Annotated in this window: 30 protein-coding genes and 4 tRNA genes; 11 read left to right on the top strand and 23 right to left on the bottom strand. The window is 38.6% G+C overall.

What is annotated here, in order from left to right; all coding sequences use genetic code 11:
• Window positions 1–5 precede the first annotated feature (5 nt).
• The 7 genes from E6C50_RS11440 to udk all read right to left on the bottom strand — a co-directional run bounded on the left by E6C50_RS11440 (window position 6) and on the right by udk (window position 6,818).
• Window positions 6–398 (bottom strand): HYC_CC_PP family protein, encoded by a 393-nt coding sequence (locus E6C50_RS11440; protein ID WP_136403362.1) that lies wholly within the window; start codon window positions 396–398, stop codon window positions 6–8.
• A 68-nt stretch (window positions 399–466) separates the two neighbouring features.
• Window positions 467–1,600 (bottom strand): methionine aminotransferase, encoded by a 1,134-nt coding sequence (locus tag E6C50_RS11435; RefSeq protein WP_136403361.1) that lies wholly within the window; start codon window positions 1,598–1,600, stop codon window positions 467–469.
• A 444-nt stretch (window positions 1,601–2,044) separates the two neighbouring features.
• A complete protein-coding gene (locus E6C50_RS17990) occupies window positions 2,045–2,200 on the bottom strand; it encodes a hypothetical protein (RefSeq protein ID WP_230979001.1) in 156 nt (51 codons plus the stop codon).
• A 99-nt stretch (window positions 2,201–2,299) separates the two neighbouring features.
• Entirely contained in the window at window positions 2,300–4,423 is a 2,124-nt protein-coding gene (gene scpA, locus E6C50_RS11425; protein WP_136403360.1) for a methylmalonyl-CoA mutase, read from the bottom strand.
• Window positions 4,424–4,465: 42 nt separating this feature from the next.
• Window positions 4,466–5,830 (bottom strand): methylmalonyl-CoA mutase subunit beta, encoded by a 1,365-nt coding sequence (locus tag E6C50_RS11420; RefSeq protein ID WP_136403359.1) that lies wholly within the window; start codon window positions 5,828–5,830, stop codon window positions 4,466–4,468.
• 9 nt (window positions 5,831–5,839) lie between these two features.
• On the bottom strand, window positions 5,840–6,187 hold the full coding sequence (locus tag E6C50_RS11415) for an FtsB family cell division protein (RefSeq protein ID WP_230979000.1): 348 nt from the start codon (window positions 6,185–6,187) through the stop codon (window positions 5,840–5,842).
• A 22-nt stretch (window positions 6,188–6,209) separates the two neighbouring features.
• Complete coding sequence (udk, locus tag E6C50_RS11410; protein WP_136403358.1) at window positions 6,210–6,818, bottom strand: uridine kinase; 609 nt, start codon at window positions 6,816–6,818, stop codon at window positions 6,210–6,212.
• Between the two features lie 157 nt (window positions 6,819–6,975).
• On the opposite strand from udk, the gene E6C50_RS11405 reads away from it, so the two are divergent.
• From E6C50_RS11405 to E6C50_RS17665, 6 genes are all read left to right on the top strand, one after another.
• A complete protein-coding gene (locus E6C50_RS11405; RefSeq protein WP_136403357.1) occupies window positions 6,976–7,545 on the top strand; it encodes a Crp/Fnr family transcriptional regulator in 570 nt (189 codons plus the stop codon).
• A gap of 63 nt (window positions 7,546–7,608) precedes the next feature.
• Window positions 7,609–8,577, top strand: a complete 969-nt coding sequence (locus E6C50_RS11400; RefSeq protein WP_136403356.1) for a quinone oxidoreductase family protein — start codon at window positions 7,609–7,611, stop codon at window positions 8,575–8,577.
• 81 nt (window positions 8,578–8,658) lie between these two features.
• On the top strand, window positions 8,659–8,940 hold the full coding sequence (locus E6C50_RS11395) for a putative quinol monooxygenase (RefSeq protein ID WP_136403355.1): 282 nt from the start codon (window positions 8,659–8,661) through the stop codon (window positions 8,938–8,940).
• A gap of 10 nt (window positions 8,941–8,950) precedes the next feature.
• Window positions 8,951–9,622 (top strand): energy transducer TonB, encoded by a 672-nt coding sequence (locus tag E6C50_RS11390; protein ID WP_168732792.1) that lies wholly within the window; start codon window positions 8,951–8,953, stop codon window positions 9,620–9,622.
• A gap of 54 nt (window positions 9,623–9,676) precedes the next feature.
• Window positions 9,677–10,348 carry an energy transducer TonB gene (locus tag E6C50_RS11385; protein WP_136403353.1) on the top strand — a complete coding sequence of 224 codons (672 nt, stop codon included), beginning with the start codon at window positions 9,677–9,679 and terminating at the stop codon, window positions 10,346–10,348.
• A gap of 161 nt (window positions 10,349–10,509) precedes the next feature.
• Window positions 10,510–10,656, top strand: a complete 147-nt coding sequence (locus E6C50_RS17665; protein WP_168732791.1) for a hypothetical protein — start codon at window positions 10,510–10,512, stop codon at window positions 10,654–10,656.
• A 75-nt stretch (window positions 10,657–10,731) separates the two neighbouring features.
• On the opposite strand, the gene E6C50_RS11380 is transcribed toward E6C50_RS17665, so the two are convergent.
• The gene (locus tag E6C50_RS11380) at window positions 10,732–10,950 is read right to left on the bottom strand and encodes a helix-turn-helix domain-containing protein (RefSeq protein ID WP_136403352.1); all 219 of its coding nucleotides are present in this window, start codon (window positions 10,948–10,950) and stop codon (window positions 10,732–10,734) included.
• 93 nt (window positions 10,951–11,043) lie between these two features.
• Here E6C50_RS11380 and E6C50_RS11375 point away from each other — a divergent pair, with 93 nt between their 5' ends.
• Together E6C50_RS11375 and E6C50_RS17850 are read left to right on the top strand one after the other, a co-directional pair.
• Entirely contained in the window at window positions 11,044–11,247 is a 204-nt protein-coding gene (locus E6C50_RS11375; protein WP_136403351.1) for a SymE family type I addiction module toxin, read from the top strand.
• Window positions 11,248–11,341: 94 nt separating this feature from the next.
• Window positions 11,342–12,505 (top strand): hypothetical protein, encoded by a 1,164-nt coding sequence (locus E6C50_RS17850; protein ID WP_211089539.1) that lies wholly within the window; start codon window positions 11,342–11,344, stop codon window positions 12,503–12,505.
• Between the two features lie 68 nt (window positions 12,506–12,573).
• On the opposite strand, the gene E6C50_RS11365 is transcribed toward E6C50_RS17850, so the two are convergent.
• The 10 genes from E6C50_RS11365 to E6C50_RS11335 form a co-directional block, all read right to left on the bottom strand.
• Window positions 12,574–12,774 carry a hypothetical protein gene (locus E6C50_RS11365; RefSeq protein WP_136403350.1) on the bottom strand — a complete coding sequence of 67 codons (201 nt, stop codon included), beginning with the start codon at window positions 12,772–12,774 and terminating at the stop codon, window positions 12,574–12,576.
• 185 nt (window positions 12,775–12,959) lie between these two features.
• Entirely contained in the window at window positions 12,960–13,487 is a 528-nt protein-coding gene (locus E6C50_RS11360) for a hypothetical protein (RefSeq protein ID WP_136403349.1), read from the bottom strand.
• A gap of 42 nt (window positions 13,488–13,529) precedes the next feature.
• On the bottom strand, window positions 13,530–14,072 hold the full coding sequence (locus E6C50_RS11355) for a hypothetical protein (protein WP_136403348.1): 543 nt from the start codon (window positions 14,070–14,072) through the stop codon (window positions 13,530–13,532).
• Window positions 14,073–14,083: 11 nt separating this feature from the next.
• Window positions 14,084–14,563 (bottom strand): TPM domain-containing protein, encoded by a 480-nt coding sequence (locus tag E6C50_RS11350; RefSeq protein WP_168732790.1) that lies wholly within the window; start codon window positions 14,561–14,563, stop codon window positions 14,084–14,086.
• A 97-nt stretch (window positions 14,564–14,660) separates the two neighbouring features.
• Entirely contained in the window at window positions 14,661–15,173 is a 513-nt protein-coding gene (locus tag E6C50_RS11345; protein WP_136403346.1) for a hypothetical protein, read from the bottom strand.
• Window positions 15,174–15,399: 226 nt separating this feature from the next.
• Entirely contained in the window at window positions 15,400–16,614 is a 1,215-nt protein-coding gene (locus tag E6C50_RS11340; protein ID WP_136403345.1) for an ImmA/IrrE family metallo-endopeptidase, read from the bottom strand.
• A gap of 536 nt (window positions 16,615–17,150) precedes the next feature.
• A tRNA-Ala gene (locus E6C50_RS17660) sits at window positions 17,151–17,212 on the bottom strand.
• Window positions 17,213–17,268: 56 nt separating this feature from the next.
• Window positions 17,269–17,330: transfer RNA gene (locus E6C50_RS17655), tRNA-Ala, on the bottom strand.
• Window positions 17,331–17,385: 55 nt separating this feature from the next.
• Window positions 17,386–17,450, bottom strand: a tRNA-OTHER gene (locus tag E6C50_RS17650).
• Window positions 17,451–17,499: 49 nt separating this feature from the next.
• Window positions 17,500–17,574, bottom strand: a tRNA-Pro gene (locus tag E6C50_RS11335).
• 168 nt (window positions 17,575–17,742) lie between these two features.
• Here E6C50_RS11335 and trxB point away from each other — a divergent pair.
• A complete protein-coding gene (trxB, locus tag E6C50_RS11330) occupies window positions 17,743–18,690 on the top strand; it encodes a thioredoxin-disulfide reductase (protein WP_136403344.1) in 948 nt (315 codons plus the stop codon).
• Window positions 18,691–18,744: 54 nt separating this feature from the next.
• On the opposite strand, the gene E6C50_RS11325 is transcribed toward trxB, so the two are convergent.
• From E6C50_RS11325 to E6C50_RS11305, 5 genes are all read right to left on the bottom strand, one after another.
• Window positions 18,745–19,578 carry a GIN domain-containing protein gene (locus tag E6C50_RS11325; protein WP_136403343.1) on the bottom strand — a complete coding sequence of 278 codons (834 nt, stop codon included), beginning with the start codon at window positions 19,576–19,578 and terminating at the stop codon, window positions 18,745–18,747.
• Window positions 19,579–19,700: 122 nt separating this feature from the next.
• Window positions 19,701–20,444, bottom strand: coding sequence for a head GIN domain-containing protein (locus tag E6C50_RS11320; RefSeq protein WP_168732789.1), 744 nt, complete (start codon window positions 20,442–20,444; stop codon window positions 19,701–19,703).
• A gap of 84 nt (window positions 20,445–20,528) precedes the next feature.
• Entirely contained in the window at window positions 20,529–22,262 is a 1,734-nt protein-coding gene (locus E6C50_RS11315) for a PspC domain-containing protein (RefSeq protein ID WP_136403341.1), read from the bottom strand.
• Window positions 22,263–22,264: 2 nt separating this feature from the next.
• Entirely contained in the window at window positions 22,265–22,597 is a 333-nt protein-coding gene (locus E6C50_RS11310; RefSeq protein ID WP_136403340.1) for a PadR family transcriptional regulator, read from the bottom strand.
• 73 nt (window positions 22,598–22,670) lie between these two features.
• Entirely contained in the window at window positions 22,671–23,126 is a 456-nt protein-coding gene (locus tag E6C50_RS11305; RefSeq protein ID WP_136403339.1) for a DUF4870 domain-containing protein, read from the bottom strand.
• A 460-nt stretch (window positions 23,127–23,586) separates the two neighbouring features.
• Between E6C50_RS11305 and E6C50_RS11300 the strand changes: the two genes are divergently transcribed.
• Both E6C50_RS11300 and E6C50_RS11295 read left to right on the top strand, forming a co-directional pair.
• On the top strand, window positions 23,587–24,039 hold the full coding sequence (locus tag E6C50_RS11300; protein WP_136403338.1) for a DUF4442 domain-containing protein: 453 nt from the start codon (window positions 23,587–23,589) through the stop codon (window positions 24,037–24,039).
• A 145-nt stretch (window positions 24,040–24,184) separates the two neighbouring features.
• Window positions 24,185–25,093, top strand: a complete 909-nt coding sequence (locus E6C50_RS11295) for a TIGR01777 family oxidoreductase (protein WP_136403337.1) — start codon at window positions 24,185–24,187, stop codon at window positions 25,091–25,093.
• Window positions 25,094–25,131: the final 38 nt, after the last annotated feature.

Raw genomic sequence — 25,131 nt, 5'->3', positions numbered from 1 at the left:
AAAAATCAAATTCGCAATACGTTGTTCAGCAGGTAAATGTCCTGCTTATAATAAGGTTCCGGTGGATTGTAGAAAGAATGATTCCGGTTTTCGGTACTTTGATAGGTAAAGGCAAGTTCCAGTATAACGGGAATCGTAAATTGAATGTGAAACGGGTTACTGAATTTTGGCGATAATAATTCGGTTTTCTGCTGATTATCGTCGATTTTAAATTGCAGTTGTTTGTCTTCACAACAGCTTTTTTTCATCGGCTGTACACCGCAAAGACATTTGTCTGCGTCGGTTACAGCATGATTGACCGAAGCAAGTTCCTGGCCACAAAAATGCGCAGAAAGGTTAACTCCTACAGCAGGAATTAAGTACAGCAGCATTAAAAGGCTTACCAAAAACTTTTTCATCGGAATAAAATCTTGTTCAAAATTATCGAATTAATAAGATTGTAGCCCTAATAATCTGTTAAAATGATTTAGAATGCTACTTTTTGCAATCGCAATGTCGCCTGTTCCAGCGTGTTGTTGTCTTTGGCGAAACAAAAGCGAACCAGTTTCAGATCTTTTCCGTCGGCATAAAAAGTTGAAATCGGAATCGTAGCCACACCATATCGGGTGATCAATTCTTTACTAAAATCGATATCGTTTTGTTTGGAGAACGAAGCATAGGAAGCCACTTGAAAATAGGAGCCTTCGCAGGGTAATAATTCAAATGGGGTTTTTGCCATTAACTCCCGGAAATAATCCCTTTTTTGACGGTACATTGTGGCGATTTCGTTAAAATCAACAATGTCGAGGTATTCGCTGATGGCTACCTGTGACAAGCTATTGACGCTAAAAACAAGGAATTGATGTACTTTTTTGATTTCCCGCATCAGGTATTCCGGAGCGATAGCATATCCGATTTTCCAGCCGGTGATGTGTAGTGATTTTCCAAATGAAGAAATGATCACACTTTTATCGCGGAGCTTGATTCGGGTGTTAACCGAAATATGCGGTTGTTCGTAGGTGATGTATTCATAAACCTCATCCGAAAGTAAAATAACGTCGGGATATAAATCCAGCAGTTTTTCCAGTTGTATAAAGTCGGCTTCCGACCAGATTTTGCCCGTTGGGTTATGTGGATTGTTGATGATCAACATTCTGGTTTTAGCGTTCATTCGGGTTGCTATGGCTTCCCAGTTGGGCGTATAGTCGTCGTTTAAAGCCACGCGAACGGGTAGGGCGTTACTAAGGAGTATCGGTGCTTCGTAACAATCGTAGCTGGGATCCAGAATGATCACTTCTTCGTTTTTGTTGACCAATGCCTGAATGGTAGCAAAAATGGCTTCGGTCGCACCGGCGGTAACGACCATATCGGTTACCGGGTTGAGGTTTCGGTTATAGGATGCCAATGTCAATCGGGTTATTTTGTCCAGTAAGCCGCTATGACCGGCCATAGGAGTGTATTGATGTACATTTTCATAGGCTAGTTTAGCGGTGATGGCGGTTAGTCGTTCGTCAACAGGGAAATTTGGAAAGCCTTGCGACAGGTTGATGGCTTGGTGTTCGTTGGCCATTTGCGACATTACCGTAAAAATACTGGTACCGATATGAGGGAGTTTTGACATGTTGTTGTTGTTGTTGTCACACCTGACAGGTTTTTAAAACCTGTCAGGTGTTGTTAATTTCAGTTGATGAATATATTTAAAATTTTCAATTCCTCCGAAAAATTCGAGAACCATTTCTCGTTTTAGTTTTGTTTTTTTAGCAGATAAAATGGTTTTGTACGAACTCCAAAGATAGGTCGCCGGATGCTTGCATAAATTATGATGGATTGAATTGTTGTGTACATAAACAACACTGTCTAGAAAGTAATCGATTGTATTGATTTCCTTTCTTTTAAAAGGACGTTCAAACAAAGCACCAAGCCTGTTTTGACTTTTGTTATACGCTTTGGTATAGGCATTAAAGAAATTGGAAAATGCCTGTGAAGGTAAAATAGGGTTTAAGAATATATTTTCAGTAGTGTTTTTGATCCGAACAATAAAATGGAAATGATTCCGAAGGAGACACTAGGCAAAAGTTTCGGCTATCGGATCAATATAATGTGCATATAATTTCAGGAAGGATTCATAATTTTCATGTTTCCGAAATAAAGTGCAACTATTGATACCGCGATTGTAAATGTGGTAATATTTGCTGTGTTCAAGTGGAAGTAATGTTTTCATGGCGTAGAAGATTAGACACCTGACAGGTTTTGGAAACCTGTCAGGTGTAATGCTATACAATATACAAAAAAAGCCAACCCTAAGGTTGGCTTTGACTATTTAGGCATCCATCAGGATCTCAAGGATCTTAATGGCGGCTTCGCTGATTTTTGTTCCGGGTCCGAAAACGGCTACAGCGCCACTGTCGAATAAATACTGATAATCCTGTGCCGGGATAACACCACCCACGATCACCATAATATCTTCCCGTCCGTATTTTTTAAGTTCTTCAATCACCTGTGGAACCAGTGTTTTATGACCGGCTGCCAGTGAGGATACCCCTAAAATATGCACGTCGTTTTCGACAGCCTGTTTTGCAGCTTCGGCTGGCGTTTGAAATAATGGTCCAATGTCGACGTCAAAACCAACATCAGCATAACCGGTGGCTACTACTTTGGCACCACGATCGTGTCCGTCCTGACCCATTTTGGCGATCATAATACGCGGACGACGGCCTTCGGATTTTGCAAAAGCGTCGGCTAATTGCTTGGCTTTTTCAAAACTTTCGTCGTTTTTAATTTCTTTACTGTACACACCACTAAAGGATTTGATTTGTGCTTTATATCTTCCGAAAACCGATTCGAGTGCATCGCTGATTTCGCCTAAAGTGGCTCTGTTTCGCGCAGCATCTACGGCTAATTCCAATAAGTTCCCCTGTCCGGTTCTGGCACATTCGGTTAGTCTGGCTAAACATTCCTGTACTTTTTCGGAATTACGGGTTGCTTTAATATGATCCAATCGTTCGATCTGTTGTTTTCGAACGGTTTGATTGTCGACTTCTAAAATATGTAACGGATCCTCTTTTTCAAGTCGGTATTTGTTGACACCCACAATAATGTCCTGTCCGCTGTCGATACGCGCCTGCTTACGTGCAGCGGCTTCTTCGATACGCAGTTTTGGAATTCCGGCTTCGATGGCTTTTGTCATACCGCCCAATTCTTCTACTTCTTCGATTAACGCCCACGCTTTTTGTGCGATTTCATGCGTCAGACTTTCAACATAATAACTACCGGCCCATGGGTCGACTGTTTTACATATTTTGGTTTCTTCCTGAAGGAAAATCTGAGTGTTACGAGCGATACGTGCCGAGAAATCGGTTGGTAAAGCAATTGCCTCATCCAATGCATTGGTATGTAGTGATTGTGTTCCTCCGAAAGCAGCAGCAGCAGCTTCAATAGCCGTACGCGCTACGTTATTAAACGGATCCTGCTCGGTTAAACTCCATCCGGAAGTCTGACAGTGGGTTCGCAGGGCAAGGGATTTATCATCCTTCGGATCGAATTGTTTTAGGAGTTTGGCCCAAAGCATTCGTCCGGCCCGCATTTTGGCGATTTCCATAAAATGGTTCATTCCAATGGCCCAGAAAAACGATAAACGCGGTGCGAATTCGTCAATTTTCATTCCGGCAGCCAATCCGGTACGGATGTATTCCAAACCGTCGGCAAGGGTATAGGCCAACTCGATATCGGCTGTAGCTCCGGCTTCCTGCATATGGTATCCGGAAATGGAAATCGAGTTGAATTTCGGCATCTTTTTACTGGTATAGTCAAAGATGTCGGCTATGATTTTCATCGATGGCGTTGGCGGATAGATATAGGTATTCCGCACCATGAATTCTTTTAAAATGTCGTTCTGAATCGTTCCGGATAATAGCTTTGCTTCGACACCCTGTTCTTCGGCGGCTACGATATAAAAGGCCATAATAGGCAATACAGCTCCGTTCATCGTCATCGAAACGGACATTTCGTTTAGCGGAATCTGATCGAAAAGGATTTTCATATCCTCTACGCTGTCAATTGCTACACCGGCTTTTCCGACGTCGCCTACTACACGTTCGTGATCACTGTCGTAACCGCGGTGCGTGGCCAAGTCAAAAGCAACGGAAAGTCCTTTTTGTCCTGCGGCAAGGTTTCGACGGTAGAAAGCATTACTTTCTTCGGCGGTCGAAAACCCGGCATACTGACGGATCGTCCAGGGACGGCGCACATACATGGTCGCGTATGGGCCACGTAGGTTGGGTGCAAATCCAGCTCCGAAGTGCAAATGTTCCAGATCCTGAAGATCGGCTTCGGAATAGGTTTGTTTGATTTCAATTCCTTCGGCGTTGACAGTGGTCGCCACATTAACGGTTTCCGCCTGCGTTCTGGAATTGTCTAAAGTTATATGTTGAATATTTTTTCTCATTTCAAAGCTGCTATTATGATGCTGATACGCCCGGTAAACATATTATTTTTCGGTTTCCAATCGTTCCTGTTCCAGTTTTTCGGCCAGTCGTTTTTCGATGATTGGCGTGATTAACGTTTTGCGCGGGTTTACCTTTACAAACGGATACAGTTCCAGATCATGGCTCATACGGTCTTCTTTGTTCGGGTATTTGTTGGTTCCCAATAGGATTTCTTTACCATTGTCGAACAATTCCTGTTCTTTTTTGGCGCTTTCTCCAATTTTTCGTTGAATGGTACCTTCGATTAATTGGGTGATAAAACCACCGTTGGCTTCAATATCCTTAAATAGGGTAAGGGCTTTTTCGGCTAACTGATTCGTAAGGGATTCAATATAATACGCACCGTCTGACGGGTTGTTTACCAGATCAAAATAGCTTTCGTGTTTTAAAACCAATAATTGATTTCTCGAAATACGATCGCCAAACTCATTGTCTTTATGATAAATCGCATCATAGGCCAGGTTCGAAACCGAATTGGCACCACCCAAAATGGCACTCATACATTCGGTGGTGGTTCGAAGCATGTTGACGTTATAATCGTAAAGGGTTTTATTGCGTTTTGTCGGTACGGCTATAATATGGCACTCGTGTTTGTGGTCGTATTCTTTTGCCAGCGTAGTAAATAACAGGCGAAGGGCGCGTAGTTTGGCAATCTCGAAAAAGTAGTTGGTTCCTACGGCTACCTGAATTGTTACCGGCGAACCGATCGTAACCATTCTGTTAAAATATTCGTTTACATGCGAAAGCGTATAGGCCAGCTGTTGTACGATATTGGCTCCGGCATTCTGATACAAACTACTGTTGATACTCAGAAAATTCAGGTTGGTGCATTTTAACGCAATATCGTTTAACGTATTAAAATCGGTGTCGAGGTTGGTATGCCAATTACCGTCCTGAGCCAGTTGCCCGATCGGATCCACATGCAGGTAAATCGTAGCATTGTGCTTTTTAGCGATACTATTGATCTTCTCGATAAACGGAAGATCCAGAAAATGAAAATTCAGATATACCGGAGTGGTTTCCAACGGAAGGGACGTCAATAGTTTTTCGATATCGACTTTTTCATTTTCCAATGTAAAACGCAAACTTTCGGCACCGCGGGATAGGGTTTCCTTAGCGCGGGCAATCGATTTTTCCAGATCGTGCACAAAAATATTCTGTACGATTTTAAATCCGGATACCTCGGTCGGAATAGTTAAAGGCTCCGCAGCTTCGTCAATATGATAAAACGGGCGTACTTTAATCCCTTCGGGGCTTTCCCAAACCAGGGTTTCGTTGTAATCGGCTCCTTTTAATTCGTATTGAATCTGTGTTTTCCATTGTTTGGACGATACCGCCTCAAAATCTGTAAACAGTTTGTTGCTCATAATGCAAAATTAAAGTGATTTTGTGTCCTCTTCGGGCACATCTTCTTCAAACTCGATGATATAAATATCTTCTTTGTCCCGTTTCATATAATATTTTTCACGGGCATACTTTTCAATCTGATCCGGATTTTTCAGCTTTTTGATGTTTTCGCTGTCTTTTTTAATCTCGTCCTGATAGTATTTTTTATTGTCTTCGAGTTCGTTTATTTCCTTGTCCAGAACGCGGTGTTCCAGATAAGAGTAGTTGTCCAGAAACAGCATCCAGATCGCAAAAAAAAGGCTCACCAATACATAGCGGTTCCCGAATATTTTCAGGAAAGGGTACTGGGTAACTATTTTTTCGAATGCTTTTTTCATGGCTTATAAAGGTAATGATAAATTATGATATTCTTTGGTTGATCACCGCACGCACCACGTCGATAGCAACCGTATTGTACTTGTCGTTCGGGATGATAATGTCGGCATAGGCTTTCGATGGCTCGATAAATTGTTCGTGCATCGGTTTTAATGTCGACTGGTAGCGGTTTAATACTTCTTCCATATCACGACCACGTTCGGCGATGTCCCGTTTTAAACGACGGATCAAACGCTCGTCGGAATCGGCATGAACAAAGATTTTTACATCAAACATATCACGCAATTCCGGATTGGTCAGGATTAAAATTCCTTCTACAATCATTACTTTACGCGGATGTGTCACGATGGTGTCGTCGGTTCTGTTATGGGTTACAAACGAGTATACCGGTTGTTCGATGGTTTTACCGTCTTTTAAGTCTTTTAGATGGCTTACCAATAATTCAAAGTCAATTGCTCTGGGATGATCAAAGTTGATAAGCGCACGCTCATCAAAGCTCAGGTTGTGGGTGGCCTTATAGTAGGAGTCCTGTGAAATAATCCCTACTTCGGTTTCGGGTAATTCATTCATAATCTGATGGACTACTGTCGTTTTTCCACTGCCAGTTCCTCCGGCAATACCAATTATAAGCATAAATAGTTTTGTTGTTTTTATCACCGCAAAAATAATAATTAATAGGAAGTAGGGTTTATTTTTTTTAGTTTTATGCTGTTTGAGGATTATTCAGACCCGGTATAAATTGTATCGGACTTAAATTACTTTATTTTAAAACTTCAGGAACTGCACTAGTATGGCGATAGCAATTCAGGACGATAAAACAGCGGGAAAGATGATGCTTTACCTGGCCGAAAAGTACCAACTCGAATTGATTTCGGTCGATGCCCGGGTGACTTTACTGGAAGAAGGCGAAAAAGCACGCCGTATTTATTTTATAAAGGAAGGTTGCCTGCGTTTGTGGATGAATAGTAATGGAAAGGAAATTACGAATCAGTTTTTTTTCGAAGGAAGTCTGGTGGCTTCGCTGGAAAGTGTGCTTACCAATCAGCCGAGTGATTTTTATCTGGAAAGCCTTGAAAAAAGCGTCCTTTATGTGCTCGAAAAAGAACGTTTTGAGCAGTTATGGGAAGAGGATGCCGAATTTAAAGCCTGGTTTGATCACTATATTCTAAAGCGGTTTATCTATTATTCGAAACATTTGTTGTCGTTTTTACGGGATAAACCCGAAGAACGCTATCGTAATCTTTTACAAAAGAACCCGGATATTTTCCAACGGGTGCCACAGCATTATATTGCAACGTATCTCGGAATTACGGCCGTTTCGCTGAGTCGTATCCGGAATAAAGTCGCTAAGACAAAATAACGATCTTAACAATTGTTATCGTTTTACTACAGTTGGTTGCTGGAATTTTGCCTAAAAAAAAATATGAAAGCAGCTGTCTTAACCCAATTGGGAACGGTTCCGGTTTATGCCGAATTTGCCGATCCACAACCCAAAAACGAGAATGAAATTGTAATCGATGTCAAAGCTGCATCGGTAAAGAACCTGGACAAACTTCGTGCCAGTGGAAAACATTATGCCAGTTATACGGAATTACCCACTGTAGTTGGTTTTGACGGCGTGGGAACGCTGGTCGATGGAACCTTGGTTTATGCACAGGGAATTACCGGAATGCTGGCTGAAAAAGCATTGATCCACAAAGACAAATACCTGGTACTTCCTCCGAATATTGATGTGGCTACGGCGGCGGCTTTGCCGAATGCGGTAATCGGATCGGCGATGGCCTTGGTGTTTCGCGCTAAAATCCGTCAGGGTGCTGTTGTGTTGATTAATGGCGCAACGGGTGTCACAGGACAAGTAGCGGTACAGTTGGCAAAACAGTATGGAGCGTCGAAGGTAATCGTAACCGGTAGAAATGCCGTTTCACTGGAAAAACTACTGACTTTGGGTGCCGACGAAATCGTGTCGTTGCAAGATGAGGATTCGATTATCATCGAAAAACTAAAAGCAATTCAGCTGCAAAGTCCGATTGATATTGTGATCGATTATATCTGGGGGCATTCGGTGGAGTTGTTGTTACAGGCATTTAAAGGGAAAGGCGGTTATACGCATCCGGTTAAGATCGTAACGGTGGGTAGCATTTCGGGCGAGGAAATTGTATTGCGTTCGGATGTATTGCGCAGTACGGCGATCGAAATTCTCGGATCGGGTATCGGGAGTCTTTCCGAACATGAAATGAAATTATATATAGAAGAAGTATTGCCGGAGGCGTTTCAACTCGCAGCGGCCGGAAAATTACAGATTGCCACCGAAGTAGCACCCTTAGCCGAAATTCATAACTATTGGAACAAAACGATCGATGCCGGAAAACGACTGGTGGTTGGTGTTGGGTAGAATAAAGAATAAAGAGGGTTGATGTTCTAAATTTTTAAGAAAAATATCCGATGTTTGTGAGAAAATTAAATAGTAAGATATATGATCACTATAGTGGCCACACTTAGGGCGAAAGCGGAATACCGGGAAATGGTTTTGACGACATTGCAGGAATTGGTAAAAGAATCGTTACAGGAAGTTGGATGCAAAGAATACCGATTGCATATTTCCGCGAATAATCCGTTGGAGTTTCTTTTTTATGAGACTTGGGAGAGTAAAGAAGCGATTGATGCGCATACGCAAACCGCACACTTTTTGGATTTTCAGCAAAAAGCAACGGAATGGTTGGAACAAAGTGAAATCAATCTTTATCAAGAACTATAGTCTAATTTTTATGATCAATAAATTAAAAATGCTAACCGTGTGTGTACTGGTTGGAATGGGGGCTTTTGCGCAAAGTGCTGTTAATTATGAAGGGGAAACCATTAACCATTTGGATAAAGACGGAAAGAAACAGGGGGTCTGGAAATTGTTCGATACAGAAAGAGGTATTAAAATCGTCGGTAAAACCAAAGACGATGTTTTTGTGTCTACTATCGAGTACTATTTTAAAGATTATTTAGTGCTTACCTATAACACAGAAACGAAAGGGTATACCTTTTACGAAGATTTAAAAGGGAGTCCGGTAACGATAGTAGATAAAGGGAATAAGCTAACTGAAGTAGTAAAGGATAATGGAGAAGTTCTCGATGAGAAGAGGCGAAAAGTTTTTTTTGGTGTTCAGGAGTTGCGCCCAATATTTTACGGGGGGAAGCAGGGGATGGTTAGTTTTATCGAAAATGCTGTAAAAAAGAGTACTTTACGATATTCGGGTAAAGTAAAGTTAATGTGGACAATCGATAATGATGGAATCGTTAACGATGTAAAAGTAATGGAAAGTGAGAATAGTGCTTTAAATGAAGAAGCTGTTCGGATTATCCAAAGTATGCCGCGTTGGCAACCCGGTATTCAGCACGGACGGTTTGTACGGGTGAATTTTACCACATCGCTTGTATTTAATAGCTAAGTCTGTTTTTTAGAATGCTTTCAAGGGAATAGAGTATGATAAATTAATAAATAAATGAGCACAAAATTAAAAGCAATGGCACTATGCCTGCTGATTTCAGTCAGCGCATTAGGACAAAGTGAAATCAAATTCGAAGGCGAAACGATTAACCGTATCGATAAGGACGGTAAGAAACAGGGTGTCTGGAAATTGTTTGACAAAGACAACGGAATTACGATCGTGATGAAAATGGAAAACGATGCCTTCGTATCCAATGTCGACTATTACCGGAATGAACAGCGAATCGTTTCACAGGATAAAACCGATCCCGGGAAATATAATTTTTATGTGGATTCCAAGCCGGTTCCGGTTAAAATAATAGTCGAAAATGACAAACGAAAAGTGGTACAGGAAAACGGAAAAGCATTGGATGACAAAAGTCAGGAGGCTTTTTTTAGTGTTCTGGAGATAAAAACGATGTACTATGGAGGTGAATCGGTCTTGCGAAGATTTCTGGCGAATGCGAGTAGTGGCGATTGGGATAGTTCGGCCAGTATACTGTTAAAATGGGATATCGATAAAAATGGAGCTGTTGAAAACATAAAAGTGATCAAAAGCGATAATGAAACGTTTAATGAAACGGCCATTAAAATTATCCAAAAAATGCCGCGTTGGCAACCGGTTTTTTCGAACGGACGTTTTTTAAAAGGAATGTATAATACCCGGATTAGTTTTATGGAGAGTTAAGCAAACACATTAATACCTAATCGAAACTTTCGGCGTCTTCAACACCTGACAGGTTTTTAAAACCTGTCAGGTGTTATTTATATATGTGTTTGTGGTTTTCCGTAAGGGATTGAAAATAGGATGAGTTACCTTTCGCGATAGTAATTTTAAATTGTATTATTATGGCTAAAACAACAGCATTTCACAGTATTCATCGTGATGTACATCACAACAATACCAGCTGTACAGAAGGGAACAACATCGAAAAAGAAAACCGAAGAGAGGGAACCGGAGGGAAACCACTTTGTAAGCATTGTGAAAGACTTTAACGAAGAAGGCCGCGATTAGCGGCTTTTTTTAGGCATCTGAATTCTAGGATCAACTGTATATTTCTAAAAGTTGTGTTAGTGGATGTTAACTAATTTTGATAAGGAAACTTCCAAAGCGTTAGCGATTTCCAATAAAGTATAAAGCGTAGGATTGACTTTCCCATTTTCAAGTTTTTCAATAGTTTGTCTATCTTTTTTGCAAGCACGTGCCAAGTCGGCTTGGCTCCAACCTTTATTTTCGCGTAATTCTATGATTCGCTGGCCGATTTTCTTTTTTAAGATATCTCGTGTCATGTGTCAAAGTTCAATTAATTTGTTGAAAAAAGTGTCATATAGAAATATGACACTTCAATTTTTTATTTATATTTGTCATATAATTATATGACAATGAAGAAGTATAGAAGATTAAAAATTTATCGTAAGTTTCAGGATCGACGCTATGGCGTAGTGGCGATTCCGGAAATCCGACTGGAAGGAAAGTGGCTCGAAGCACTCGGTTTTAAACAGGGAAAAAGAATTAAAATTTTACAGGAAAAAAATAAATTGACGATCACTATCGATACTACACGGAAGAAATACCAACGCAGTTAACAATACCTGAAGGTTTTTAAAACCTGTAAGATGTAAGATGTAAAAAATAAAAGCTAACTTTCAAATTTTAAAATCGGCACCTAAAAATGATTTTATGGAGCATTTAGCACAATATATTCCGCTAACATTCGGTCTTACTACGGTAATCACGATATTGCTTTTTGGCTGGACAATGCAGTGTTCGGAAGCGACGCGTAAAAAGGGAAAATGGATTGTATTGAGTTTGTTTCTATGGATGTTTGTTCAGGCTGTTTTGACTCGGTATGATATCTATAATACGGATACCGATTCTTTTCCTCCTAAAATTATGTTGTTTGGGATTTTTCCGATGTTATTGAGTATCGTGTTATTATTTGCCACGGTAAAAGGACGGCAATTTATCGATAGCTTATCGCTGGAGCGTTTAACCTATTTGAATACGATTCGAATCCCGGTTGAAATTGTTCTATATTGGCTTTTTGTGAACAAAACAATTCCGGAGCTCATGACGTTTAGCGGAATAAATTTTGATATTCTGGCCGGGTTTACAGCTCCGATTGTTGGATATTTTGGGTTTACAAAACCAAAAATCAGCAGACGTGCTATTCTAATCTGGAATTTTGTAAGCCTGGGGCTTTTGCTGAATATTGTGATTTGCGCCGTACTTTCTACACCCTCACCGATACAAAAACTAGCATTTGATCAACCGAATATTGCGATTTTAAATTTTCCGTTTAGCTGGTTGCCAACCGTAATCGTTCCAATTGTTTTGTTGGGACATCTAACTGTTATCCGACAGTTGTTAAAAGAAGTTTTTCAGAGAGCATCTAAAAAATATACGATTGAAAGCGGTACTGATGCTGTTGGAATCCATACGGATTACCTCATCTTCGGTATTTTTAAAAGTGGCGATTACCGGGGTTCCTATACCATCTACAAAGTAACCGATACCGGATTATGGGCCGATACCCGGGAAGTATGGCATTCGGAACGGTTTAAACCGGAAGGTTATGTTTTTAAAGGAAAGCCGCTTTCGTTGGAGAAATGGAATAAAGCTAAAGAGTTGATCAATACTGTTCCGCAGGAGTTGCTAACCGCTGATTGGGACAGTTTTTATAGCACCGGAAATAAAAATGAGGATAAACTGGTTCTGGCATTCGGGAATCCGGAATTTGAGAAGACGATTAGCATCGACGACTATGTAATCGCAACCGAAAAACTCCCGATAGCGGTTCGCAACTTTAGACGTGCCGTTGAAAAACTGGTGAAGGAGTTGTAATAACAAATATGACAAATTGAAAAACAGTCTTAAAGCAATTGCTTTAAGGCTGTTTTTGTATGAGCGTATTATGCTTTTCGAATCGTTTTATAGACCAATCCGGAGCCAAAATAGAATGTCGAAACCAATAAAAAAATAATGCCCACCATTCCGAAAAATTCTGTAAATCGGAGTAGCATACTAGGTTCTTTTGCATCGCCATCCATTAAAAAACCGATTAGGGTGAGTATCGAAGATAAAGCAAGGATGTTTAAAAATTTTCTTTTCATGATAAATATTTTGTGGTTAGGTTATGGTTAGTAAACGGTTTGCAACCGGATTTAGTATGATGAGGTTTGGCATTATGGATCGAAAAAAAATGATTTTACCGGATTTGCTTTTATGATGTGTTTCGTATCCTTTTCGAACAAGCTATAATAGCGGTCTTACTGGTAATTAAGGGTTTGTTCTGGTATTAATACGAATTGTTTTGATAGACATAGGTTGTGTCTGGTATATAGGAATATGTTTTTGGATCAAATTTAAAAACGGATACGTGTAGCTTAGATGGGTTAAAGGCTTCCGCTTCTTCGTACGAATTAATAAGTAATTGACCATTTTTGTCTTTTTCGAATTCCGGATTTTTCAGATAGTCCATAAATGCTAATTGGTACCGATCCGCATATTGCTTTAAAAATAAACCATACATACAACCTCCCGTTCCACAGGCGCCCATATAAACCAGCACATCTTCTTTTTTATCGTTATTAAAGTCCGCTAGTTTATAAGGAAAAAGTTGAGCCGTACTATCGGGAAGTTCAAAATTCCGGTCAGGAGCGGTAATTGCAACGGTGTTTCCACTCGCATCAATTGTAAGTGTATACAAGGTGTCTTGTTCTTTGATAAAGTTGTTTTTTTGGTTGGTAGTTATCGCTGTATTTTGTTTGTTGGAGCAGGAGCCTAATGATAGCAATAGGAGTCCGAGACCTATACTTAGTTTCATATGAATATAGTTATGAGATGGTATGAATAAATGCTTAAACAATCAAACCGGTTGGTCTTTGGTTAAACGAATAGTAGCCGGATTTTTTCGGGATCTAAAGTGCTTTTTTCGGTTATAGATAAAAAACAAAAAGGTCCCGATGAGTCCTCCAATGCCGACATAAATCCCAAGACTTTCTTTATTTTCATATTTGGACTTGGGAATTAAAATAATCCTGTTTCGTTCGAGCTGTAGCAGCGTAAAATCAATATTTTTTTTCGGATATATGCGGCTGTAATAATATACCGTTACCGTATCTCCGATGTTTATTTTTTGAACAAACGTGTCATAGTTTCGAAACGTCCTAAATACGGTAAGCCTTTGATCGAGATTTTTAAGTTTAATATAGAATATTTTGGCTGTTTTTCCTTTAATTCCGCGTTCGGAATCAATTCCCCGGTCTGCTACAATACTGGTAATTTTGTCAGCTTCCTTTAAATCGAGGTTTTGGCTTTCGAATCCTATTAAAATGCATAAGGAAAAGATTATCGTAAGTAAAATGAGCTCGACTATAAATTGTGCTTTTCTATATCGTTTTTTTAGCATCGAATAGGACTTTATTGTAATTCTTTCTTTATTTCACGAATTCCATTTTCCAATCCGGTAAAATAATTCCCCTTTTTTAATTCGGGTATAATATAATGATCAATAATGGATTTCGTTTCTTCATCGGTCAGTTTGGATACGATGGCATCACAGTTTTGTATCTGAAGGGCGCGCATATTTTTGCAAACGACAATGACAATGCAACCAAATGTTGTCTGTTTAGCCAGGTCTAATGAGTAATCATAGATGTCGGTATACGGCGAAATGGAAGGAACGGTTACGATTATGATTCCAATATTGTTTTGCTTTTCCAGTTCTTTTGCATAGGCTTTAAGGGTTACTTCCTGCGAAAGGGATAAGATATCATCATAATCATTTACATAATCATGGATCTCCGGAAAAACGACTGTCGGGTTGTTTGTCGTAACTTCATTTTGACCAAAGACAAAACCGAAAGACAAAAGTGCAATAAGGATTAAAATCTTTTTCAAAGCAGTTTTGAGAATTAGGTTTTTAAGGATATGTAAAATTTAAAGAAAGAAAATGAAACAAATTATTGCGTTAGACCACTATTAGTTAAAGTGTTTTTTAATCAATGATTGAAAAATATTTTTCTGTAAGTCTTATTCTTGTATAAGGAGAAAGCATTTCATTATCTTTGAGTTGAAACCATATTAATCCTTCTTCTTCAAGTTTTTCTAGTTCAGCTACAGTATCACTATGCTTCCAGCCATAAGCTTCTTCTGCAGCGTCAGTAATGGTTCGTATTTCTACGATAGAGTTTTCATTTCTTGCTTTTGCAAGTTTGGTTATTAAGTAATTACGTTTTATATTTTTCTCACTGAAATATTCTTCTTTTATTTTTTTTAGCATTGGGTTTGAAACTTTTTTAATTGAACTCTTAGTTTCAGTTTTTCCTATCGAAGAATTGTTTACAATAGTTTGAGAAAAGTTGATTTTTTCTGCTTTTAAATGGTTTTGCTGTGAATTGTTATCAGTATAATGTTTCTTTCGGTTGAAGTATTGAATTATTAGTCCTAGTGCAAAAATTCCTGCTCCAGAAAAAATCCATTCTTTATTTTTTAAAAAATACTCTATCATTTTTTATTAAAACTCAAAGATAGGATATTTTGAAAATCAAGTGATTGTTTTTTGAATGCAGCTTGTTAACAACGTATTGTTAATATTGTAACTAACGTTACATGCATTTGAGGAGCAGCGGAAACTAGGAGTAGAATTCTCTCAACTAAAAGAAGCTTTCTTAGTTTTGAAAAAGTTCAATCATCAACAATTTGCGATTTATTAAATACGCTGTTTGTTAGAGAACCTAGATTTTAGAGTGTTCTAATAAACTTCTATAAGAAAACCTTGTTGTGTCTTTTAGTAAATTAGTGTCGATTAGTCGTAATCTAACAGCTTCTTGTGATGCGTTAAATTTATTACTCATTTCAGAAATTAACTGGGTAGCCAATAATTGATTAATGGGTTGTTTGTCTAAGTGAATGTAATTTTTAGAAATTTTGTTTTTAATAAAAAACTTAAAAACTTCGAGTTGAAAGTGTTCAGATGGTAATAATAAATAGCTAGCAAAAATATTAGCCTGAATCTCAATTCTACGTGTAATTAAATCTGTGATTGTATTGTTCAGTGACAATGTGTATTCACTGTCTTCCTTTTTTTTAATTTTATTTTCAAATATTTTTTTATGTAAAACTAAATGTCCGATTTCATGACATAATGTAAATCTCTGTCTGTGCTCATCTAGTGTGGTATCAATGACTATTTTTAATGGATCAAATTCAACTTTTCCCATAATTGGATAAAGTCTTTCAAATTGAATTTCAATCAAATATTTTTCATTGATAAATTGTATCAACTTTTTAGTATCAAGTACACCATAGTTTGTGACATCATATTTTAGTATTCTGTCAGCTATAGATTTAATATAATCAGCAGTCAAAAATTTTACAGTTAAAAATTTATCTTTCTGATTGTAAAAGTCGATTGCCTTAATTGCAAGTAAAAAATCAGCAATGTTATTGCATATCTTGTTTCCGACTTTTGCTAAAAAAGGTTCAGTTTCATCATTTTCAAAATCAATTGTCTCATACTTTTTGCGATAGTTAATCCATTCAAATTCGTTATTGCTTTTGATTTTGAGTAAACCAATCTTTAGTGATTTTGCGAAATTAATTGTAGTTTTAGCAAAGCCTTTATTTGAAACTATAAAACCTTTAGAATTATGTCTCCCTATTTGGTTAAGCTTTGAATCAAATTCTTCAATATCATCAATTGCGACATTCTTATTTAAGAATTTACATTCAATAATATTCAATATTGAATATTCAGTAGCGCCAGGAAGAAAAGTTTCTATTGAGATATCGGTTATGATTTCATTTTTTCTATTTTCTGAATAGTATCCTTTTTTCTGATGAATACGGCTTCGTTTTCCAGGTACTGTAAACTCATCTTTTTCTAATAAGTCATTTATTAAAAAAAATACTCTATTCTCAAAATCATTTCCTTTCTGTGTCGTATTCATTTACGGATTTTTAAGGTATTTCAGATAACCTCTTTTTTACGAAACTCATCATGGCTATTCCTTGAAATAAGATATAAAAATAGAAAAATATTTATTAATGAAAATATTAAATTCTATAGGATAGTAAAATATATAAAGTCCAAAAACAAAAAAAGCCCTAACTTTCGTTAGAGCTTTCTGTCGGGGTGGCAGGGTTCGAACCTGCGATCTTCCCGATTGCAATCGGGACGCGATAACCGTTCACCTGTTAGAAAAACTATAATACAAAAAAAGCCCTAACTTTCGTTAGAGCTTTCTGTCGGGGTGGCAGGATTTGAACCTGCGATCTTCCCGATCGCAATCGGGACGCGATAACCGTTCACCTGTTAGAAAAATTATAATACAAAAAAGCCCTAACTTTCGTTAGAGCTTTCTATCGGTGTGGCAGGGTTCGAACCTGCGATCTTCCCGATTGCAATCGGGACGCGATAACCGTTCACCTGTTAGAAAAACTATAATACAAAAAAAGCCCTAACTTTCGTTAGAGCTTTCTGTCGTGGTGACAGGATTCGAACCTGCGATCTTCCCGATCGCAATCGGGACGCGATAACCGTTCACCTGTTAGAAAAACTATAGTACAAAAAAAGCCCTAACTTTCGTTAGAGCTTTCTGTCGTGGTGACAGGATTCGAACCTGCGATCTTCCCGATTGCAATCGGGACGCGATAACCGTTCACCAGTTAGAAAACTATAATACAAAAAAAGCCCTAACTTTCGTTAGAGCTTTCTGTCGTGGTGACAGGATTCGAACCTGCGATCTTCCCGATTGCAATCGGGACGCGATAACCGTTCACCATTTAGAAAACTATAATACAAAAAAAGCCCTAACTTTCGTTAGAGCTTTCTGTCGGGGTGGCAGGATTCGAACCTGCGACCTCCTGGTCCCAAACCAGGCGCGATGACCGGGCTACGCTACACCCCGTGCGGTCTGTTATTGTGGGTGCAAATATAGAACTTAATTTTAAATTGCAAAACCTTTTTAAAAAATAAATCATTTTTATTTTGGCATAGTTAAAACTGATCTATTTTGTGTACATCTTTTTTAATTAAGGCTTACATTTGCTATCGCTAAAAAAATAAAAACAGAATTATGTCAGATACCATTGAAAAAGTAAAATGTTTGATTATTGGTTCGGGACCTGCGGGCTATACTGCAGCGATTTACGCAGCCAGAGCAAACATGAATCCGGTGCTATACCAGGGAACACAACCGGGCGGACAATTAACAACAACCAACGAAGTGGAAAACTTTCCGGGCTATCCGGATGGTGTAACCGGACCGGAAATGATGGTACAGTTACAGGACCAAGCCAAACGTTTTGGTACCGATGTTAGAGACGGATGGGCTACAAAAGTGGACTTTTCCGGACCGGTACATAAAGTTTGGATCAACGATACCAAAGAAATCCATTGTGAGACGGTAATTATCAGTACCGGTGCTTCTGCTAAATATTTAGGATTACCATCCGAACAAAAATACCTGCAATTAGGAGGTGGTGTTTCGGCTTGTGCGGTTTGCGACGGATTTTTCTACCGCAATCAGGATGTGATTATCGTAGGAGCCGGTGATAGTGCCTGTGAAGAAGCACATTACTTGTCTAAATTGTGTCGTAAAGTGACAATGTTGGTGCGTAGCGAAAAATTCCGTGCGTCTCGTATCATGGAAGATCGTGTTCGTAAAACCGAAAACATCGAAATCCTGTTAAACACCGAAACCGATGAGGTAATTGGCGACGGACAAGTGGTTACGGCGGTTCGTGTGAAAAACAGAACTACCGGAGAACTACGAGAAATTCCGGTTACCGGATTCTTCGTAGCAATTGGTCACCAACCGAATACCGATATTTTTAAAGAGTATATCCAACTGGATGAAACCGGATATATCATCAACGAACCGGGAACGTCTAAAACCAATGTACCGGGTGTTTTTGTAGCCGGTGATGCAGCCGATCATGTATACCGTCAGGCGATTACAGCAGCCGGGACAGGATGTATGGCAGCTTTGGATGCCGAAAGATATTTGGCTTCAAAAGAGTAAGCAACGCTCACTTTTCGATATAAAAAAAGCTCCTCGTTAGAGGAGCTTTTTTATTTATTGTTGTTTCTTATATAAGGTCGCGTTATCGGCAAAATTCTTCATGTCGACTTTTGGTGCTCCGAATAACTGAATTTCGGATTTTCCGGTGGCAAAGATGCTAATCGTTTTAAGTGCATTTACCGTACACGTGGTATACGATTCGGTGATCAGTTCCATATCGGTTACCGAAAATTTCTTCGCGTTTAAGGTCGCATTATTATCCAATCGGATTTTAGAAATACCGGAATCACCTTCGATCGTTGCGGTGGATTTCTGATATAAGTCAATTTTAGACTCTGCAGCGGCAACTAAAACCTTTAAATCAGCATTTTTACTTAACTCAAAAGCGGCGAATTCGGCTTTTACGTTTAATTCGGCTTTACTTTTGTCGTTAAGCAAAATTGTAAAAGAAGATGATTTTACATTCAAATAGGATTTCGAATAATCGAAATTTTTTACCGTGATGTTATCCAATTGTAAATCGGCCAAAGCGTTTAGTTTGGTTTCATTTTTAGCCGAAATCATTTTTAAATCGTTGGTATAGGTAACACGAACGCTTAGTTTTTTGGCATTCGAAATGTCTTTGTCGGTGTAAACACGCAGGGTACTGCCGTACATTTCGGCTTTGATGGATTCGTGAAGGTTGTCGTCGGCTTCAATTTCCAGTGCCTGTTTGTCTCCTTTTACCAGAAATACTTCAAGATTATCTTCAAATTCCAGACTTTCAAATTTTTCAACATCTTTCTGCGTAACGGTTACAATTTTAGAACCTTTTAGTTTTTCTTTTTTCTGAGCAAATGTAAGCGTTGCTGTAAGCAATAGGGCAAATAATAAAATCGTTTTTTTCATGAACTATTTGAATTTGAAACGCAAATTTAGGTAAAAAATAGCTGCGCGCCGGCTATTTCCACAGTTGATTGCCTTAAATTAATCCTAAAAAAAAGCACCGCGATGGCGATGCTTCTGATTTATTAGTAAGGTGACACACTACCACCGGATGAGACTTTCTTTTTTAAAAGGCTTGGACTTCCGATATAGGAAACCGAACTGCCACTGCTTGCTTCAGCAGTAAGACTTTGCATAGCATTGAGTACAATACTACTGCCACTTGAGGCATCTGCGGTGGCATCTTTTACGGTAAGCTTGTCCGCAACGATGCTACTTCCACTGGAAGAATCCGTTTCCAGGCGGTTTGCTTTTCCTTTAATTTTTATTTCGCTACTGCTACTGCTTTCACAACTAATAGTTTCGGCATTTACTTTTACGTCGATACTACTACCACTACTGGATGAAAATGCAATCGTATTGTTGCGTAGCACATTGGAACTGCTCACACTTACACCACTTGAGGCCTGAAAAGAATCGAGTTTGGGAAGGGCTACATATACGGTTTTCGATTCCGCATTTCGGATGTTTACATCGGAAGTAATTCGCAATTCCCCTTCAACGATTTCGGTTTTGATGTGGTTTTGTAAATTGCTATCGGCTTTAACGGTTATTTTAGTTTCCGGTGCTTGTACCAAAATAACTTCCAAGCCGCGGGAAGCCGAAATAGCGGTAAAGTTTGATGTAATATTTCGCGTTTGAGTGGTTACATGCCCGTCACCGTCAACTTTTTGAAAGTTAGGCATGTTGATATTGTTGCAGGAACCGAATAGTAATGCTGCCGCAGCGGCAATCACTACTTTTGCAAAATGAACAGCTAATTTGATCATAATATTCGTTTTTGAGGGTTGGTTGATGCTCTTTTTGAAACGGTAAAGCCGACGTTCGAATTGGCCGACTTTACCGCAATTCATTTATTTGGTGTTGATGATAATTTTATCTTTTCGCAATTCAACACCTTCAACACTTTTGGTTACTTCTTTTTTCGAATTTTCTTTAATCTGAACCCCTTTACCGTTAATGGTTACGGTTGTTGTAGTATTGGTACTGTCGGCGTCATCTTCGTTCCATTCTTCATTTTCATCTATTGGGCAGTCCAGACATTTTAATTCTTCTTTTTCAACACGGTAGTGGTATTGATCATTGCCACTCTGCAGGTAATAATTCGAATAATTGTTTTCCAGGTAATCGTCTACATTTTCACCCGGATGGATAATGGTACCTTCCGGAAGATATAGGTATACTTTAACTTTTTGGTTACGGTATTTATTCGCAATACCAGTCAGTAAATAGTTGTCTAAGAATAAGGTACTGTTTTTAATTTCAAAGTTGTATTTGATTTTTTCAGCTCTTTTACGCGCATCGGATAACGAATGTCCTCCGGCTACTTTTTCGATTTGAACATAAGGTGCTTCCGACGTTCTTAGTATATGGACTTCAATATTGTTGGAATAAATGACCTCGTTTTGTGCCGAATCCTGCGCAAATCGGAATTCGGTGTCGCTATCGGCTGTTTTGGAGAAATAATCATTAAAACGCATCTTAATATGTAAGGTGTCATTAACGGTTAAATCAATATTCTTTTTTTCGACTACTTTGCCTTCAAAACCAACTTCTGTCGCCTGACGGATTCCTAAATAGATCAACATGATCAATGAAATAATCCAGATTCCCAATAAGGTGAATTTCGCTACATTTCCAATAGATCGCAGGTTGTTTACCAGAATTTTTAATCCTAACAGGAAGAAGAAAAATAATGGGATTCCAATACTTAAAAAGGTTAGCAGACCCAATAACCACATCGGCATATCGGTATAGTTAAACGCATTCATAAAGTCAAAGAAAGGAGAGTTTGGAATCGCTGCGGTAAAAATCATCATAAAGGAGGTGACCACAATTCCGATTAATCCCATTAAGGAAAAGATCACGATTATAGCGCCGATTACTTTGGCAAATACTTTAAAAATTACCAGGAAAACATCCTCTATAGTGGTAGCGACTTTTGTAGCACCACTTTTGGCTTCATCGGCTATTTTTTGATGATCAAGATTATTGATCTTGTCGGTAATTTCCCCAAAGCCTTCACGAACCTTCTTTTCGATATTCGATATCGTGATCGGTTCTCCGGTCATTTCCAGTTTCTCGGCTGTTGATTTTGCTTCCGGAACCAGGATCCATAAAATGATATAGGCTACAATTCCGGCTCCAAATCCGGCTAATGTTAATAAGATCAGAATAATTCGTAACCAAAGCGGATCCAGTCCGATATAGTGCCCGAAACCAGCGGCGACACCACCAAGCATTCCCTTTTCTTTGTCACGGTATAATTTTTTGGAACCGTTTGTGGTATAGGTTGTATAGGTTTGTTTCGGAGTATCTGCATCGTCTTCCAGTCGGTAATCTTCCGGCTGGCCCATTACGGCGATAACCTGATCGATCTCGTTTAGACTTACTACTTGTTTGTCGCTCGAAAGTTTCTCCGATAAAAGTTCTGCAATTCTACTTTCGATGTCATTCATAATTTCGTCCCGGCCATCTGGGGATAAGGAGCGCTTGATTGCATCGAAGTATCGGTTCAATTTCTGAAAGGCGTCTTCATCTATATGAAAGAAAAAACCTCCTAAATTTATACTTACTGTTTTGTTCATGGCTATTGGTTTTGGCTGGTTATAATGGTTACTGCATCAGATAGTTCTGTCCAGGTACTATTTAATTCTTTTAAAAATTCGTGTCCTTCTTCGGTTAGGCTATAGTATTTTCTCGGTGGCCCGGAGGTCGATTCTTCCCAACGGTAGTTTAATAATCCGTCGTTTTTTAACCGGGTCAACAAGGGGTATACGGTACCTTCCACAACGAGTAGTTTTGCGTTTTTTAGGGTGTCCAGAATTTCGGATGTATAGGCATCTTTTTCCTTGATCACGGAGAGGATGCAGAATTCCAGAATTCCTTTGCGCATCTGAGCTTTAGTGTTCTCAATGTTCATAGAATTTCTTTTTTGTGATTAAACTGTTCATTTTTTGATTGATGATTGATGATGTGATTGATGATTGATTTTTTTATCTTAAAAAGTTGATGCTTAACGGATAATGGTATTTCTGTCCGTTACTGCTTTTTACCGCGGCATAAATAACCAGGAAAAATTCCATTACTTTTAAAAAGCAGAATAGCAGTGCGGCAATTGCGGCTACAATTACGATTCCGGAAACATTGGCTGTCGACATTTCGCGGATAATCAGGTCGCTACCGTCAAAGTTGCTGAATGAAATGTTTTTAAAAATCGTATACAACAATATCGGTACCGATAGTAATAATAGGATTAGAGAGTATAACAACATGCTTAATTGGAAATTAAGGGTTTGTTTACCATTGTAATCCACAAATTCGGATTTGTCTTTTTTAAAAGCCCAGATTAATATCGGGAAAAAATAATTCCCAAATGGAATAAAATACTGACTTAAGGTGCTTAGATGCATGATCGTCGCGGTGTTCTTTTCGTTAGTTGTTGCGTTCATACTACTATTGTTTTTTGATTGATGATTGATTCTCGTTTTTATAATACTATTGATTAGCTATTATTTTCTTATGCAAATATATATCTAAAGGATGGTATCTTGTATTACATAGTACATTAATTTAACTTTTTTTTAACAATTGTAAAATCGGAGAAATCGCATTATCTACTCGTTAAGTATAGTAGAATAAGGGTTTTGTATTAAAAAGGGAAAACTCAGCTCATATATAAGACAAAATGGAATAGTCTTATTTGTTTGTTTTGTTTTTCAATAGTGTATTGAAATTGTACATGTCTTGTTTCTAAAGGATGTCATTATATAATACATTTTTGTGGGAACTAAAGACGATGGATTAATTTTTGAAAAAAAAAGGGGGTTGTAAAAAAGGGGGTAAGGTAACTTTTAAATTTTTATATGAGCGCATAGTATTTTTTGTATTTTTATAGAAAAATAAGGCTTTATGAAATTTACACCTTCAAAACTAAACACCTTCTTGTTCTTTAAATTACCATCGGCTTTTTGGAGTGGTGTACGTGTGCGAAAGATATCGGAAGTTTCCTGTGAAGTAACGGTCAAGCATCGCTGGTTCAATCAAAATCCGTTTAATTCGATGTATTTTGCCGTTCAGGCAATGGCAGCCGAATTGACTACCGGTGCTTTGGTGATGTACCAGATTCAGCTTAGCGGAAAAAAGATTTCGATGCTTGTTGCGAATAATAAAGGTAATTTTTCAAAAAAAGCACGAGGCCGAATTACGTTTGTTTGCAACGATGGTCATCTGATCGAAGCGGCAATTAAAAATACCATTGCAACCGGCGAAGGACAAACTTTTTGGATGAAATCAATCGGAAGAGACGAAAAAGGAGATCAGGTATCGGAAATGGAGTTTGAATGGAGTGTACGGATTAAGTAATCTTTTAAGGTTGATTTTACTACGTTAAACCTAACTTAAATAACTTTTATATTCCCGATATAGCGTTTAAATTTGTAATAAAATGCTGAAAATGAAAAGAGTGTAAGCTTTATTGTTGTCGGTGTTTTTGAAAAAGAAAGGGTGTATGAAAGTATTAATTACAGGAGCTACCGGTTTAGTAGGTAAGGAATTGGTTGCGTTGCTGTTGCAAAATGGTATTGCGATTCATTATCTCACTACTTCCCGGAAGAAAATTGAAAAAGAATCCTGTTACCACGGGTTTTTCTGGAATCCGGAACAGGGTATTATAGATGAAAACTGCTTGTTGGGAGTGGATGTAATCGTACATCTGGCAGGTGCTTCCATTTCAAAACGATGGACTTCGGCCTATAAAGAAGAAATTATTGAAAGCCGGATTTTGTCGTCCAATCTTTTGTATAAAGTACTCAAAGAAAACCCAAATCAGGTCCGACAAATTATCAGTGCTTCCGCTATCGGAATTTATCCGGATAGCCAAACCGTGCTATATAGTGAAGAATCGAAAGAAGTAAGCGATACGTTTCTTGGGAATGTTGTGCTTAAATGGGAGGATGCTGTCGATCAATTCCGTCGACTCAATATAAATGTATGCAAACTCCGTTTTGGATTGGTGCTGTCCAATCAGGGTGGCGTTTTAATGGAAATGCTCAAACCAATTAAAATGGGAATGGCGGCCGGTTTTGGTTCCGGTAAACAATTTCAGTCCTGGATTCATATTCACGATCTGGCCGATATGATTTATTTTGCAATGGAAAACAACTGGAATGGTGTTTTTAATGCCGTTGCGCCCAATCCGGTAACGAGTCAGGAAATGATAAAAGCAATCGCCGACGCGGTAAATAAAGAGGTGATTCTGCCAAATGCACCTCGTTTTATGATGAAGCTCATTTTGGGCGATATGCATATATTGTTGTTCGAAAGTCAGAAGGTGAGTGCGCAAAAAGCGCTGGATAATGGATTTCAGTTTAAATACAAATTCCTTGATAAAGCATTGGATAATCTGTTACGACCATAAAAAAAGTGCTGAAAATATTCAGCACTCCGTAGCATAAT

The sequence above is a fragment of the Flavobacterium supellecticarium genome, from assembly GCF_004801375.1.
Lineage (GTDB): Bacteria > Bacteroidota > Bacteroidia > Flavobacteriales > Flavobacteriaceae > Flavobacterium > Flavobacterium supellecticarium.
This window is presented reverse-complemented; position numbering and strand designations above follow the sequence as displayed.

Coding starts and splice junctions, on each gene's coding strand:
- E6C50_RS11440 (WP_136403362.1), bottom strand. CDS start 398: ATGAAAAAGTTTTTGGTAAGCCTTTTAATGCTGCTGTACTTAATTCCT.
- E6C50_RS17665 (WP_168732791.1), top strand. CDS start 10,510: ATGGCTAAAACAACAGCATTTCACAGTATTCATCGTGATGTACATCAC.
- E6C50_RS11395 (WP_136403355.1), top strand. CDS start 8,659: ATGATCACTATAGTGGCCACACTTAGGGCGAAAGCGGAATACCGGGAA.
- E6C50_RS11315 (WP_136403341.1), bottom strand. CDS start 22,262: ATGAACAAAACAGTAAGTATAAATTTAGGAGGTTTTTTCTTTCATATA.
- E6C50_RS11390 (WP_168732792.1), top strand. CDS start 8,951: ATGATCAATAAATTAAAAATGCTAACCGTGTGTGTACTGGTTGGAATG.
- E6C50_RS11320 (WP_168732789.1), bottom strand. CDS start 20,444: ATGATCAAATTAGCTGTTCATTTTGCAAAAGTAGTGATTGCCGCTGCG.
- scpA (WP_136403360.1), bottom strand. CDS start 4,423: ATGAGAAAAAATATTCAACATATAACTTTAGACAATTCCAGAACGCAG.
- E6C50_RS11375 (WP_136403351.1), top strand. CDS start 11,044: ATGAAGAAGTATAGAAGATTAAAAATTTATCGTAAGTTTCAGGATCGA.
- E6C50_RS11385 (WP_136403353.1), top strand. CDS start 9,677: ATGAGCACAAAATTAAAAGCAATGGCACTATGCCTGCTGATTTCAGTC.
- E6C50_RS11355 (WP_136403348.1), bottom strand. CDS start 14,072: ATGCTAAAAAAACGATATAGAAAAGCACAATTTATAGTCGAGCTCATT.
- E6C50_RS17850 (WP_211089539.1), top strand. CDS start 11,342: ATGGAGCATTTAGCACAATATATTCCGCTAACATTCGGTCTTACTACG.
- E6C50_RS11305 (WP_136403339.1), bottom strand. CDS start 23,126: ATGAACGCAACAACTAACGAAAAGAACACCGCGACGATCATGCATCTA.
- E6C50_RS11325 (WP_136403343.1), bottom strand. CDS start 19,578: ATGAAAAAAACGATTTTATTATTTGCCCTATTGCTTACAGCAACGCTT.
- E6C50_RS11310 (WP_136403340.1), bottom strand. CDS start 22,597: ATGAACATTGAGAACACTAAAGCTCAGATGCGCAAAGGAATTCTGGAA.
- E6C50_RS11365 (WP_136403350.1), bottom strand. CDS start 12,774: ATGAAAAGAAAATTTTTAAACATCCTTGCTTTATCTTCGATACTCACC.
- E6C50_RS11435 (WP_136403361.1), bottom strand. CDS start 1,600: ATGTCAAAACTCCCTCATATCGGTACCAGTATTTTTACGGTAATGTCG.
- trxB (WP_136403344.1), top strand. CDS start 17,743: ATGTCAGATACCATTGAAAAAGTAAAATGTTTGATTATTGGTTCGGGA.
- E6C50_RS11405 (WP_136403357.1), top strand. CDS start 6,976: ATGGCGATAGCAATTCAGGACGATAAAACAGCGGGAAAGATGATGCTT.
- E6C50_RS11340 (WP_136403345.1), bottom strand. CDS start 16,614: ATGAATACGACACAGAAAGGAAATGATTTTGAGAATAGAGTATTTTTT.
- E6C50_RS17990 (WP_230979001.1), bottom strand. CDS start 2,200: ATGAAAACATTACTTCCACTTGAACACAGCAAATATTACCACATTTAC.
- E6C50_RS11400 (WP_136403356.1), top strand. CDS start 7,609: ATGAAAGCAGCTGTCTTAACCCAATTGGGAACGGTTCCGGTTTATGCC.
- E6C50_RS11345 (WP_136403346.1), bottom strand. CDS start 15,173: ATGATAGAGTATTTTTTAAAAAATAAAGAATGGATTTTTTCTGGAGCA.
- udk (WP_136403358.1), bottom strand. CDS start 6,818: ATGCTTATAATTGGTATTGCCGGAGGAACTGGCAGTGGAAAAACGACA.
- E6C50_RS11415 (WP_230979000.1), bottom strand. CDS start 6,187: ATGAAAAAAGCATTCGAAAAAATAGTTACCCAGTACCCTTTCCTGAAA.
- E6C50_RS11360 (WP_136403349.1), bottom strand. CDS start 13,487: ATGAAACTAAGTATAGGTCTCGGACTCCTATTGCTATCATTAGGCTCC.
- E6C50_RS11420 (WP_136403359.1), bottom strand. CDS start 5,830: ATGAGCAACAAACTGTTTACAGATTTTGAGGCGGTATCGTCCAAACAA.
- E6C50_RS11295 (WP_136403337.1), top strand. CDS start 24,185: ATGAAAGTATTAATTACAGGAGCTACCGGTTTAGTAGGTAAGGAATTG.
- E6C50_RS11300 (WP_136403338.1), top strand. CDS start 23,587: ATGAAATTTACACCTTCAAAACTAAACACCTTCTTGTTCTTTAAATTA.
- E6C50_RS11380 (WP_136403352.1), bottom strand. CDS start 10,950: ATGACACGAGATATCTTAAAAAAGAAAATCGGCCAGCGAATCATAGAA.